The organism is Pseudomonas sp. BF-R-01, assembly GCF_019946615.1.
Taxonomy (GTDB): Bacteria; Pseudomonadota; Gammaproteobacteria; order Pseudomonadales; family Pseudomonadaceae; genus Aquipseudomonas; species Aquipseudomonas migulae.
The window spans coordinates 1-12,782 of sequence record NZ_JAGYFX010000139.1; the positions used below are offsets into that span (position 1 = coordinate 1).

Consider the following 12,782-nt stretch of genomic DNA (forward strand, 5'->3'; position numbering starts at 1 on the left):
AGTCAAAGTAACTTGGTCTGATACACCGCCATCGCGAGCAGGCTCGCTCCCACATTGAACAGGGTGGTATCAGACCCAACGGTGTACAGCCGTTGGGTCCGGGGTCAGCGCATTATTGCGCTTTTTGCGGTTGTTGCGCTTTCCAGGCCTTGAACTCGGCCCATTCGGCGCGGCGCTCAGCCTGTTTTTTCTGGATCTCGTCGAATTGCTTCTGTTGATCCGGTTTCAGCAGGGCGCGCACATCGGCCTCGGCTTTCTTGTGGTTGGCGGCCATTTCATCTTTCATGGCTTTCTGGTCCGCCGGCGAGAGTTTTTCCAGGTATTTGTCGACCACTTGCTTACGCTCGTGCATCTGCTCGCCCATGATCTTGCGGATCTGCTCGCGCTGTTCGCGGCTCAGGTCCAGTTGGCTGTACGGGCCCTTGCCGTGCATGCCGTGCATGCCGTGCATCTGACCGCCGTGGCGCGAGCCGTCCATCGAACCACCCATTGGGCCGGCGCCTTCAGGCATGGCCATGGCAACGGTTGGCAGGGCGGCAGCGAACATCAGAGCGATAAGAGTCTTGCGCATGGTGAATCTCCTTGTCTCGTTCCCGGTACGTTCCGGATGAGTACAGATTACGCAGATCAAGGTCAGCGGCGGTCAGCGGAGCGTAAAGCTTGGGTAAAGACGGTTTGGCATCCGCCTGACACAACACCAAACCTGTAGGAGCCGGCTTGCCGGCGATTCAGACAACGCGGTGTGTCAGGTAAGCCGCCATCGCCGGCAAGCCAGCTCCTACAGGAGGTTGTATTCACCGAACCTGTAGGAGCCGGCTTGCCGGCGATGCAGACGACGCGGTCATCGCTGGGGATCAGAGGCTGTAGTAATAGCCACGGCTGCGCAGGGCGACGATGCGCGGGCGGCCGTCGGGGTGGGGACCGATCTTTTTGCGCAGGTTGCTGACGTGCATGTCCAGGCTGCGGTCGTACAGGGTGAGCTTGCGACCGAGGGCGATCTGCGCCAGTTCCTGTTTGTCCAGCGGCTCGCCCGGCTGCTTGAGCAAGGCTTCGAGCAAGCGGCTTTCGGAGACGGTGAGGGTGAATTCCTGTTCATCGATGCTGACCACGCCGCGCACCGGGCTGAAACACAGATCGCCCAGTTCAAGCTGGCTGGACACCGCCGCCGGATGACTGCGGCGCAAGACGGCGCGCAGGCGGGCGGTCAGTTCCCGTGGATCGCACGGTTTGGCCAGGTAATCGTCGGCGCCGAGTTCCAGGCCCAGGATGCGGTCCAGAGGCTCGCCGCGTGCCGAGAGCATCAGCACCGGCAATTCCGGATGGTCGCTGCGCAATTGCTTGAGCAGTTCCAGGCCGCTGCCGTCCGGCAGCATCACATCCAGCACCACCGCCGCCGGGGACGTTTCAGCCAGCGCGCGACGAGCACTCTGGCCGTCGTGGCAAGCCCGGACATGAAAGCCTTCCTGGCTCAGCCAACTGACCAGAAGCTCACACAGCTCCTGATCGTCATCAATTAATAACAGCTCGCTCATGACTCACTCAATTTAGCCATTGTCGACGTTTTCGACTTGCACCACTGGCGAAGATACCGCAGAGCAGGGCCAATAGCGCAACTCCTGCGCCGATCACGAACCATTGCTGCTGGTCTGTCAAAAAGCGCGGCAGCGGACTGCTGGCCTGGGCTTCCTTGAGTTGCAGCTTCAGGCGCTGATTCTCCTGGCGCAACCGGCTCAGCTGAGGGCTTTCGCGTTCGGCATCTGCACTTTGCAGTTGTTTGCTCAGTTCTTCTCGTTGCTGTTCGCTCACCTTCAAGCGTTGCTGCAACTCGCTGATCTGGCTCCCGGCGCTCAAGGACAGAGGCGTCGAACTACCACCGGCGGCACTTTCTTCACCGTGGGCGGGCGCCACGATCGACAACGTGACCAACATCAGACACAACGGACCTTTGCGCATCGGAGCTCCTGAATCCAATCGATTATTGGGCAGGTTGTCGGCAGGCAAACGAGAATAATGAGCGATTGAGAGCGCGATGAACCGGGAAGGTTCATCGCACGGGGGGATTTTACGGGAGGACTTGCTTGAACGGCTTGACCAAAACGTTGGCGTAGACGCCTGCAGCGATGTACGGGTCGGCGTCGGCCCAGGCCTGGGCGGCGCTCAGGGAATCGAATTCGGCGATGATCAGGCTGCCGGTGAAACCCGCAGCGCCCGGGTCATTGCTGTCGACTGCCGGGTGTGGGCCGGCCAATACGATACGACCTTCACCTTTGAGCACTTGCAGGCGCTCAAGGTGTGCAGGCCGTGCGGCCAGGCGGGCTTCCAGGGAATTGGCGACGTCTGTGGCAATGATTGCGTAAAGCATGTCAGTCCTCGGTTTTTGGCGTGGTGGTATCGGCGTCGTGCAGGTGGCGGGACAGGTAAATACCCTGAGCGACCAGGAACAACAGCGTCATGCCCAGGCTGCCGAAGACTTTGAAGTCGACCCAGTATTCCTGAAACGTGAACGCGACAAACAGGTTGGCGGCACCGCAGAACAGGAAAAATGCGATCCAGGCGATGTTCAGGCGAGTCCAGACCTGGTCCGGCAGGGTCAGTGCGTGGCCCATGATGCGCTTGATCAGCAGCTGGTCACCGATGAAGTGGCTGCCGATGAACGCCAGGGCAAACAGCCAGTTGACCACCGGGGCTTTCCATTTCAGGAAGGTCTCGCTGTGGAACGCCAGTGTCAGGCTACCGAAGACCAGGCACGCGATAAGCGTCAGCCATTGGCTTTTTTCCAGCTTGCGCTGCTTGATGAAGAGCGTGCCGTACACCACCAGGGAGCTGATGATCAGCATTGCCGTGGCGCTGTAAATACCGCCTACAGTCACTGGATGACCGGCGATGTCGACGACCCGTGGATCGATTTTGAATACGATGAAAAACAGCAGGAGCGGGATGAAATCGATGAATTGTTTCACAGTGGCAGCCAGAAGCAGGATGTGGCGGCATAATAACAAACATATGGGCGCGCGATAGCGCCGGCTGATTTGAGGTTACACATCCCTGTGAATGTTGATTTGCACTGCCATAGCACGGCCTCCGATGGCGCCCTGGCGCCTGCGGTTCTGGTTGCGCGTGCGTTCGAGAAAGGCGTGCGAGTCCTGGCCTTGACCGATCACGACACCCTTGAAGGCCTCGATGAGGCCCGTAGCGCCGCAACGGCGCTGGGGATGCAACTGGTCAACGGCGTCGAGTTGTCCTGCACCTGGGGCGGCGCAACCATTCATGTGCTGGGCTACGGATTTGATGTCAATGCCGCGCCGTTGGTCGATGCCATCGCCAAGTTGCACGATGGCCGTTGGCTACGTTCCGAAGAAATAAGCCGCAAACTGGCGTTGAAGGGCATGCCGGGTGCGCTGGAGGGCGCCCGGGCGATTCAACAGGAACTGGGCGACAGCGGCAACGCGCCGGCCCGCCCGCACTTCGCTGACTGGATGGTGCGTGAAGGTTTCGTCAAGGATCGCGCCGAAGCGTTCCGCAAATGGCTGGGCGCCGGCAAGCTGGGGGACGTCAAGCAACACTGGCCGACCCTGGAAGAGACCGTCGAAACCCTGCGCGCCGCAAAAGCCTGGGTGAGCCTGGCGCATCCCTGGCACTACGATTTCACTCGCAGCAAGCGTCGCCGCCTGATTTCTGACTATATTCAAGCTGGGGGCCACGCTATCGAAGTGGTCAATGGCCATCAGCCCGCCGAGCAAGTGGGCAGCCTGGCGATTCTCGCCCGTGAGTTCGGTCTGCTGGTCAGCGCTGGCAGTGATTTTCATGGCCCTGGAGGCTGGTCCGAGATCGGTGAATACCGCCCGCTCCCGGAGGATCTGCCACCACTGTGGTGTCGATTCAAACATGACCCAATTATTGCCGCCGTCTGAACAGGTAGAGAATGTGAGTCAATTTTTCCAGATACATCCGGAAAACCCGCAAGCGCGCCTGATCAAACAGGCTGTCGAGATCATCCGCAACGGCGGGGTGGTGATTTATCCCACAGACTCTTCCTACGCCATTGGTTGCCAGATCGGCGACAAGAATGCCGTGGAGCGCGTGCGCCGGTTGCGTCAACTGGACGAGAAGCACAACTTCGCGCTGATTTGCTGCGACCTGTCGCAACTCGGGCTGTTCGCCAAGATCGACACCGGCACCTTCCGCGTGCTCAAGGCGCACCTGCCGGGGCCTTACACCTTCATTCTCAACGCCACCCGTGAAGTCCCGCGGCTGTTGTTGCACCCGAAAAAGCGCACCATCGGCCTGCGTGTGCCAAGCCATCCGATTGCCCTGGCGCTGCTGGAAGAACTCGGCGAACCGCTGATGAGCGTGACGCTGATCATGCCGGGCGACACCGACCCGCTGAGCGATCCTTACGAAATGCGCCAATTGCTCGAGCATCAAGTGGACCTGATCATCGACGGCGGTTTCGGTGGGATCAAGGCGTCCACGGTGATCAACCTCGCCGATGGCGAGCCGGAAGTGATCCGCGTCGGTTGCGGCGACCCGACGCCGTTCATGGCCGAGGCGTAAATGTCTGCAGTAGAACCCGTTATCGACAGTCAGGCCGGCGCCCAGCAAGAACTGCCTTTCGCCATGGTCTATGGCCAGGCGGTGCTGGAAATGCCGCTGGACCTGTACATTCCGCCGGATGCGCTCGAGGTTTTTCTCGAAGCCTTCGAAGGCCCCCTCGACCTGCTGCTGTACCTGATCCGCAAACAGAACATCAACATCCTCGACATCCCGGTGGCGGAAATCACCCGCCAGTACATGGGTTACGTCGAATTGATGCAGTCGGTGCGCCTGGAACTGGCCGCCGAGTACCTGGTGATGGCCGCGATGCTGGCCGAAATCAAATCGCGGATGCTGTTGCCTCGCGCCGAAACCATCGAAGACGAAGAAGACGATCCGCGCGCCGAACTGATCCGTCGCTTGCAGGAATACGAGCGCTTCAAGGCAGCCGCCGAAGGCATCGACGGCCTGAGCCGCGTCGGTCGTGATGTGGTGGTGCCCAAGCTGGATGCCCCGGAAGCACGGGCGCGCAAGCTGTTGCCGGATGTGAGTCTGTCCGAGTTGTTGATGTCCATGGCCGAGGTGCTGCGCCGTGGCGACATGTTCGAAAGCCACCAGGTCAGCCGCGAGGCGCTGTCCACGCGCGAGCGTATGAGCGACGTGCTGGAGCGGCTCAAAGGGGGCGGTTTCGTGCCCTTTGTCGAGCTGTTCACCGCTGAAGAAGGGCGCCTGGGGGTGGTGGTGACCTTTATGGCGATCCTCGAACTGGTCAAGGAATCCTTGGTCGACCTGGTGCAGAATGAGCCGTTCGCGGCGATCCACGTGCGAGCCCGAGCCGAATAACGAGTTGAATCATGAACCTGACTGAACCCCGCGAGCTGGCGCCACTGCTTGAAGCCTTTCTGTTGGCCTCGGGAAAACCGCAATCGCTTGAACGCCTGTTCGAACTCTTTGAGGAAGGCGAGCGGCCGGAACCGCCGGTTTTCAAAAAAGCCCTGACGATCCTGGCCAAGTCCTGCGAGGGCCGTGCGTTCGAGCTGAAGGAAGTCGCCTCCGGCTATCGCCTGCAGATCCGCGAAAAATTCTCGCCATGGGTCGGGCGTTTGTGGGAAGAGCGCCCGCAGCGGTATTCCCGTGCCATGCTCGAAACCATGGCCCTGATTGCCTATCGCCAGCCGATCACCCGGGGCGAGATCGAAGACGTGCGGGGCGTGGCGGTCAACAGTCACATCGTCAAGACGTTGCTGGAACGGGAGTGGATTCGCATCGTCGGTTATCGCGACGTGCCCGGTAAACCGGCGATGTTTGCGACGACGAAGGCGTTTCTCGATCATTTCAACCTGAAGAATCTTGACGATCTGCCGCCGCTCGCAGAACTGCGCGAGCTGGAGCCTGACCCAGTGCTCGACTTCGACGATGCGCCCGTGCCAGCCGGTTTGCAGGAACTGGCGGACGCCAGCGCCGAGCCGGAAGAGCCGAAAGAAGAAACCAGCTTCCATACGTTGTTGCTGGAGCTGGACACCATGGAGGAGGGGCTCAAGACCGACTTCGATGACATTTTGCGTGATGGCGAGATGAGCGTGACCGAAGAGGTTTTGGCGCAGCCGGAAGCGGTCATTGAGGCTGAGCTTCAAGTCGAACCAGAAGCCACCGTCGAAGAAGAACGGGAAGATGATGTGCTCGGTGTGGCTGAGGCGCGCGAAAAGCTCCTGGCCGCCGTCGCCGCGCTCGAACAGCCGAAACCCGAGCCCGAACCCGAGTTGTCCGACGAAGAAGCCGAAGCCCGGGCCCTCGCCGAAGCCATCGAAGCCGAACGCCGCGAGTTCGAAGACTGACCTCCGACCTCACAGACGATGAAATCCCTGTAGGAGCCGGCTTGCCGGCGATAGCGGTGGGTCAGTCGACACATTTAGTGCCTGACAGGACGCCATCGCCGGCAAGCCGGCTCCTACAGGGTTTGTGTTGGCTGGAGAGTTTGATGAGTTCAACCAAAGATCAGCGTCTGATCAACCTCGGTACCACCGGTCGGCGGAAATCCGGGTAACTGGCCATTCATCAGCTAGTCTCTGATGCGCAAACGCCGACATGAGCGTATGATTCGCGACCCTTCGGCGATCCCTTCGCCCAAGTACAAGCTTTCAACTCTTCAGGCAAAGCCTGAACAGACCACACCGGGAGGTGCCCAGATGAGTATCAACGACCAGAAAGACGACCAGGAAATCGGCCCAGCAGGCGAGAAACTGCAGAAAGTCCTCGCCCGTATCGGCGTCGGCTCGCGCCGTGACGTAGAAGCCTGGATCAGCCACGGCCGCATCAAGGTCAACGGCAAAGACGCCACCCTCGGGCAGCGCGTCGACATGCACGACGCCATCACCATCGATGGCAAGGCGATCAAGCGCGAAGAAGCCGCCGAGTCGGTACGCCGCGTGATCATGTACAACAAGCCCGACGGTGAAATCTGCACCCGCCTTGACCCGGAAGGCCGCCCAACCGTTTTCGACAAGATGCCACGGCCCAAAGAAGGTCGCTGGATCAACATCGGCCGTCTGGACATCAACACCACCGGCCTGCTGATGTTCACCACCGACGGTGAACTGGCCAACCGCCTGATGCACCCTTCCTACGAAATGGACCGTGAATACGCGGTACGTGTGCGTGGCGAAGTCGATGACGAGATGATCGAGCGTCTGAAGGCAGGCGTCGTCCTTGAAGACGGCCCGGCCAAGTTCACCGACATCAAGCAAGCGCCAGGTGGCGAAGGTTTCAACCACTGGTACCACTGCGTGGTGATGGAAGGTCGCAACCGCGAAGTTCGTCGTCTGTGGGAATCCCAGGGCCTGGTGGTTAGCCGTCTGAAGCGCGTGCGTTTCGGTCCGGTGTTCCTCAACTCCGACCTGCCGATGGGTCGCTGGCGCGAAATGAGCCAGTACGAAGTCGACATTCTGAGTGCGGAAGTGGGTCTGACGCCTGTGGCCATGCCGCAGATGAATGCCAAGAGCAAAGACAAGCTCGACCGTATGCAGCGTAAATCGTCGCGTCCGATGGGCAAGACCGAGCGCGTGCGTTCGTTGCGTCCTGCCATCGGTAACCAGTCCGCTGCTACACCGCGCGATACCCGTGAACCGCATATCGAAGGCGAGCGTCCAGCCCGCAAGCCAGCAGCGCCACGCGCCGACGGCGAGCGTGGTCCACGCACGCCGCGTCCGGCCAACGGTCGCACTGAACGTGGCGAAGGCCGCGGTGCCCCTGCGGGTCGTGGAGAGTCTGGTCGCGGTACGCCAGTGGCGGATCGTCCATCGGACACCAAGCGCCCGGCCAAGCCAGCGCCAAAACGTCCGGGGATCAAGCTGGTCGAGGGTGACAAACCATCGGGCAAGCGCCGCGGCGCGCCAGCCGGTTCGGGCCAGCGTCCGGGCTTCGGTCGTCGCAAGCCTGAGTAAGGGCTGAGCGGCAGATGAAAAACGCCAACCTTCGGGTTGGCGTTTTTTTTTGCCCTGACTTAAGTGGTGAGTTGTCTGTGAATCCGTCTTCGCGGGCAAGCCTCGCTCCTACAGGTTCGGTGCCGTTTCCGCGAGCCGCGATACCTGTAGGAGCGAGGCTTGCCCGCGAAGGCGTCAGTGGGAGCGCTGCCAAAGTCAGGGTGGAAAATAGGTGTTACGCCTCGTAAAGAAAACCTGACGATTTCTGCCGATTGGCCTCGCGAAACCACCCTCCGGCGATAACCGTAAGAAATTTCTTCCGCTCTATGAGCCTTTAGACCTTTTTCAGCTCTCTGGCCCGCTTGTTTCAGCGGCTCCAGAAGGGTGTCATGCGCCCCATGCCTGTCGTGCAGGTGCATAACAAAAAGGAGGCGCAATGTACGCCGTGACTCATCTCCACCTCTCCCCGTGGGGCGGTTTTCCTATCGCTCACGCCGACGACCCGCAAAGGTCTGACTCTCTTTTTGCAGCCGCCCGAAACCCTCGGGGCGGACACAGGCAATCCCGGCAACCGACGCGCTGATCCAGCGGTGTCTGGCAGCAGGGGGTTAGCGGTGTACAATGCGCCGCGTTTTACCTGTGACCTCCTGCGCACCTGCGCAAACCTCAAGGCTATCCGCCTTGTTCACTCCGCCGCGTCACGAGCGTGTCGGGTTCGATTTCGTCACAGATAAAAACAAACAGGTGACGCATGACCGTTGTAAATACGCTGAACTCCTGGTGCCTGCGCTGGGGTTTGATCGGCGCTGCTTAAAGTCGCAACCGAGCAGCAACGTCTATTGAACATCATCAAACCTTGCGTGAGACCCTTTTCATGAGTGGACAAAACTCGCATTCAGGCGAGCTGAAACGCGGCCTGAAGAATCGTCATATTCAACTGATCGCCCTCGGTGGCGCGATTGGTACCGGCCTGTTCCTCGGCTCGGCCGGTGTACTGAAATCCGCTGGCCCGTCGATGATCCTCGGCTACGCCATCTGCGGCTTCATTGCCTTCATGATCATGCGCCAGCTCGGCGAAATGATCGTCGAAGAGCCGGTGGCCGGTTCCTTCAGCCACTTCGCGCACAAATACTGGGGTGGTTTCGCCGGTTTCCTGTCGGGCTGGAACTGCTGGATCCTGTACATTCTGGTGGGCATGTCGGAGCTGACCGCCGTCGGCAAATACATCCACTACTGGGCACCGGACATCCCGACCTGGGTCTCGGCAGCCGGGTTCTTCGTGCTGATCAACCTCATTAACCTGGCCAACGTCAAAGTCTTTGGCGAGGCGGAGTTCTGGTTCGCGATCATCAAGGTCGTGGCAATCGTCGGCATGATTGCCCTGGGCAGCTACTTGCTGGTCAGTGGCCACGGCGGACCGGAAGCGTCGGTGACCAACCTGTGGTCCCACGGTGGTTTCTTCCCGAATGGCGTCAGTGGTCTGGTGATGGCCATGGCGATCATCATGTTCAGCTTCGGCGGCCTGGAAATGCTCGGCTTCACCGCAGCAGAAGCGGACAAACCGAAAACCGTGATCCCGAAAGCGATCAACCAGGTGATCTACCGGATCCTGATTTTCTACATCGGCGCACTGGTCATCCTGCTGTCGCTGACGCCATGGGACAGCCTGCTGGCGACCCTGAACGCCTCCGGCGATTCCTATAGCGGCAGCCCGTTCGTGCAAGTGTTCTCGATGCTCGGCAGCAACACCGCCGCGCACATCCTCAACTTCGTGGTGCTGACCGCGGCGTTGTCGGTGTACAACAGCGGCACCTACTGCAACAGCCGCATGCTGCTGGGCATGGCCGAGCAGGGCGATGCGCCGAAAGCCCTGGCGAAGATCGACAAGCGCGGCGTGCCGGTGCGTTCGATCCTCGCTTCGGCGGCGGTGACGCTGATTGCGGTGCTGTTGAACTACCTGATCCCGCAAAACGCGCTGGAACTGTTGATGTCGCTGGTGGTGGCCACGTTGGTGATCAACTGGGCGATGATCAGCTATTCGCACTTCAAATTCCGCCAGCACATGAACAAGACCAAGCAGACGCCGCTGTTCAAGGCCCTGTGGTATCCGTACGGAAACTACATCTGCCTGGCGTTCGTGGTGTTCATCCTTGGCGTGATGCTGTTGATCCCGGGCATCCAGGTTTCGGTGTACGCGATTCCGGTGTGGGTCGTGTTCATGTGGATTTGCTACGGCATCAAGAACAAGCGCAGTGCTCAACAAGCGTTGCAGGCTGCAGTGAAATAACGCAGCGCGCAGACACAAAAAACCCGGCCATGTGCCGGGTTTGTTGTTTCTGGGGTACACACAAAACACCTGTGGGAGCGAGCCTGCTCGCGATAGCGGCAGGTCAGGCAATGATGATGTCGACTGACACGGCCTCATCGCCAGCAGGCTGGCTCCCACAGGGACGGTGCTAATCAAGGTATCCTGCGCACTCTGAATACGGACGCTTTTCCATGCTGGTGATTTCCAACAATGTGCATCTGCCGGATGCCGAGATCGAATTGACGGCCATCCGCGCCCAGGGCGCCGGTGGGCAGAACGTCAACAAGGTCTCCAGTGCCGTGCACCTGCGCTTCGACATTCCGGCCTCGTCCTTGCCCGAGTTCTACAAGGAGCGGCTGCTGGCGCTGCGTGACAGCCGCATCACCAGCGACGGCGTGTTGATCATCAAGGCCCAGCAATACCGCACGCAGGAGGCCAATCGCGCCGATGCGCTGGAGCGGCTGACCGAGTTGATCCTCAGCGCCACCAAGGTCGAAAAGAAACGCCGTCCGACCAAGCCGACCCTCGGCTCGAAGAAGCGTCGGCTCGAATCCAAGACCAAGCGCGGCAGCATCAAGGCCGGGCGCGGCAAGGTCGATTTCTAGCGGGCGTCTCGCTCTTCACGATACTTGGGCGCTTGCCTGTACAGGTAAACGCTCAGTGCCAAACCGCTCAAAGCGGCGATTGCAGCGAACAGGAAGATCGAAGCAAAACCGAATCCGGCGGCAATCGCGCCCGCCAATGGTCCGGTAATCCCCAGCGACAAATCGATGAACAGCGAATACGCGCCAACCGCAGCGCCACGGCTGGACGCGGGCACCAGATTGACCGCTTCCACGCCCAGCGCCGGGAACACCAGGGAAAAACCGAATCCGCTCAGCGCCGCGCCGGCCAAGGCCCAATGAGCATCCGGTGCCAGCCACAGCAGCAACAGCCCGAGGGTTTCCACCGACAGACAGGCAATCGCCACGCGAAAACCACCGAGACGGTTGATCAGGTTGCCGAACAACAGCCGCGCGCCGATGAAGCTCGCGCCAAACAGGCTCAGGCACAACACCGCGTTGTCCCAGTGTTGCGTGGCGTAATACAGGGTGATGAAGGTGGCGATGGTGCCGAAGCCGATCGAACCCAGCGCCAGGCCGCAACCGTGCGGCAGCACTCGACCCAGCACATGCATGAACGGCAATCGTTCCCCGGCCACGATGGGCGCGGCGGTTTTCGGCCAGGCCAGCGCCAGGCCCAGCACGGCCAGCAACACGATGCTCACGCCCATGCTCCACAGGCCCAACTGACTGACCAGCAACACGCCAAGCGGTGCGCCGACGGCGAGTGCGCCATAACTGGCGATGCCGTTCCACGAGATCACTTTGGCGGTGTTCGCCGCGCCGACCCGGCCGATGCCCCAGCCGATCGAGCCCGAGCCCACCAGGCTTTCCGCGCTGCCGAGCACTAGGCGGCCGATCAACAGGCTGATCAGGCTCAGCATCGGCAGGCTTTGGGTCCAGGCCGAAATCAGCATGAATACGCCGCTCAGACCGCAACCGGCGAGGCCATACATGACCGCCAGTTTGCTGCCCTTGTTATCAATGATTTTCCCGGCGTATGGACGGCTGAGCAGGGTGGCCAGGTATTGCACGCTGATCACCAGGCCGGCGACTACGGCACCGAAACCCAGATCGCTGTGGACGTAGCCGGGCAATACGGCCAGGGGAATGCCGATGTTGAGGTAGCCGATAAAAGTGAACAGGACGATGGAAACGACTTGCAGCGTGACCGCCAGGGGGCGCTGGTTTTCAGACATGGGTAAAGGTCCACGGGAAAGCAGGATAGATAGGCTGCTTATGATAGCGGCGTGAGAGGCCGCGGGCGTGGAAAAGTAAAACTATTTGCCGGGTGGGGGCGAATCAGGGTTTGGCGGGGGCGACCAGTTGCGTCGTGACCAGGGCGGCCAGGGCATTTTCTTCGCTGCCGAAACGGGCGAGCAATGCCGCTTGTTTCTCGGGGGACAGGCGATTCCAGATCTCGATCATCTTCTCGGCGGTGCCGATCAGAACGCTGGCCTGGGTCTCGCTAAAGTCATCGGTCATGGTGTGCAACTCAAGGGTTCAGGCGGTGTGGAAAGCGCATGTTAGCGCTTTCCACACGGTCTGGCATTGCGGGTGTTTCAGTCTTCGCTGTCGGCCTGGCGGCGTTCAGTGGCTTCTTTCGGCTCGGGCTGTTGGGCGCCGGCTTGCTGCGTGGGTGTCTGCTCAGTTTCGTGCAGGCTTGGGAAGGGGAGATTAGGGATCTCGTGCATGTTTCGCGCTCCTCGCAAAGTCTGTTGATAGATCTGGTAGATCCGCGCTTTTACAAAGCCTGGGCAGGATACAGCAGGAGAAATGACAATCAGACTTTTATATCCAATTGTTACGACGGATGGGCTTGTCTAGACAGGTGTGGAAGAGGGCACACCGCAAAACAAATGTGGGAGCGAGCCTGCTCGCGATAGCGGAGTGTCAGTCAACGTCTATGTCGACTGATAC

15 protein-coding genes are annotated in these 12,782 nt (G+C 60.3%); 7 read left to right on the forward strand and 8 right to left on the reverse strand.

Annotated features, from left to right (window positions below):
- Nucleotides 1-112: 112 nt before the first annotated feature.
- The 5 genes from KGB27_RS28805 to KGB27_RS28825 all read right to left on the reverse strand — a co-directional run bounded on the left by KGB27_RS28805 (nt 113) and on the right by KGB27_RS28825 (nt 2,960).
- Nucleotides 113-571: an LTXXQ domain protein gene (locus tag KGB27_RS28805; RefSeq protein WP_223557223.1), complete on the reverse strand. Its 459-nt coding sequence runs from the start codon at nt 569-571 to the stop codon at nt 113-115.
- Between the two features lie 283 nt (nt 572-854).
- Nucleotides 855-1,532, reverse strand: a complete 678-nt coding sequence (locus KGB27_RS28810) for a response regulator transcription factor (protein ID WP_008030451.1) — start codon at nt 1,530-1,532, stop codon at nt 855-857.
- A gap of 7 nt (nt 1,533-1,539) precedes the next feature.
- The gene (locus KGB27_RS28815) at nt 1,540-1,953 is read right to left on the reverse strand and encodes a hypothetical protein (protein WP_008042694.1); all 414 of its coding nucleotides are present in this window, start codon (nt 1,951-1,953) and stop codon (nt 1,540-1,542) included.
- 109 nt (nt 1,954-2,062) lie between these two features.
- Nucleotides 2,063-2,362 (reverse strand): YciI family protein, encoded by a 300-nt coding sequence (locus KGB27_RS28820; RefSeq protein ID WP_223557224.1) that lies wholly within the window; start codon nt 2,360-2,362, stop codon nt 2,063-2,065.
- 1 nt (nt 2,363) lies between these two features.
- The gene (locus KGB27_RS28825; RefSeq protein WP_008042693.1) at nt 2,364-2,960 is read right to left on the reverse strand and encodes a septation protein A; all 597 of its coding nucleotides are present in this window, start codon (nt 2,958-2,960) and stop codon (nt 2,364-2,366) included.
- A gap of 87 nt (nt 2,961-3,047) precedes the next feature.
- On the opposite strand from KGB27_RS28825, the gene KGB27_RS28830 reads away from it, so the two are divergent.
- The 7 genes from KGB27_RS28830 (at nt 3,048) to arfB (ending at nt 10,865) form a co-directional block, all read left to right on the forward strand.
- A complete protein-coding gene (locus KGB27_RS28830) occupies nt 3,048-3,911 on the forward strand; it encodes a PHP domain-containing protein (RefSeq protein ID WP_008030458.1) in 864 nt (287 codons plus the stop codon).
- Between the two features lie 13 nt (nt 3,912-3,924).
- On the forward strand, nt 3,925-4,554 hold the full coding sequence (locus KGB27_RS28835; protein ID WP_032832737.1) for an L-threonylcarbamoyladenylate synthase: 630 nt from the start codon (nt 3,925-3,927) through the stop codon (nt 4,552-4,554).
- A 63-nt stretch (nt 4,555-4,617) separates the two neighbouring features.
- The gene (locus KGB27_RS28840; RefSeq protein WP_411736723.1) at nt 4,618-5,376 is read left to right on the forward strand and encodes a segregation and condensation protein A; all 759 of its coding nucleotides are present in this window, start codon (nt 4,618-4,620) and stop codon (nt 5,374-5,376) included.
- A gap of 11 nt (nt 5,377-5,387) precedes the next feature.
- On the forward strand, nt 5,388-6,368 hold the full coding sequence (scpB, locus tag KGB27_RS28845) for an SMC-Scp complex subunit ScpB (RefSeq protein WP_223435086.1): 981 nt from the start codon (nt 5,388-5,390) through the stop codon (nt 6,366-6,368).
- 351 nt (nt 6,369-6,719) lie between these two features.
- Entirely contained in the window at nt 6,720-7,973 is a 1,254-nt protein-coding gene (gene rluB, locus KGB27_RS28850) for a 23S rRNA pseudouridine(2605) synthase RluB (RefSeq protein WP_223557226.1), read from the forward strand.
- Between the two features lie 853 nt (nt 7,974-8,826).
- Nucleotides 8,827-10,239, forward strand: coding sequence for an amino acid permease (locus KGB27_RS28855; protein WP_223557227.1), 1,413 nt, complete (start codon nt 8,827-8,829; stop codon nt 10,237-10,239).
- Nucleotides 10,240-10,451: 212 nt separating this feature from the next.
- Nucleotides 10,452-10,865, forward strand: coding sequence for an alternative ribosome rescue aminoacyl-tRNA hydrolase ArfB (gene arfB, locus KGB27_RS28860; RefSeq protein WP_003222786.1), 414 nt, complete (start codon nt 10,452-10,454; stop codon nt 10,863-10,865).
- On the opposite strand, the gene KGB27_RS28865 is transcribed toward arfB, so the two are convergent.
- The 3 genes from KGB27_RS28865 to KGB27_RS31420 all read right to left on the reverse strand — a co-directional run bounded on the left by KGB27_RS28865 (nt 10,862) and on the right by KGB27_RS31420 (nt 12,556).
- Nucleotides 10,862-12,061: an MFS transporter gene (locus KGB27_RS28865; protein WP_192226000.1), complete on the reverse strand. Its 1,200-nt coding sequence runs from the start codon at nt 12,059-12,061 to the stop codon at nt 10,862-10,864. The genes arfB and KGB27_RS28865 overlap by 4 nt on opposite strands.
- A 103-nt stretch (nt 12,062-12,164) precedes the next feature.
- Nucleotides 12,165-12,347: a hypothetical protein gene (locus KGB27_RS28870; RefSeq protein ID WP_008030471.1), complete on the reverse strand. Its 183-nt coding sequence runs from the start codon at nt 12,345-12,347 to the stop codon at nt 12,165-12,167.
- A 77-nt stretch (nt 12,348-12,424) separates the two neighbouring features.
- Nucleotides 12,425-12,556 (reverse strand): hypothetical protein, encoded by a 132-nt coding sequence (locus tag KGB27_RS31420; RefSeq protein ID WP_008030474.1) that lies wholly within the window; start codon nt 12,554-12,556, stop codon nt 12,425-12,427.
- Between the last annotated feature and the right edge of the window lie 226 nt (nt 12,557-12,782).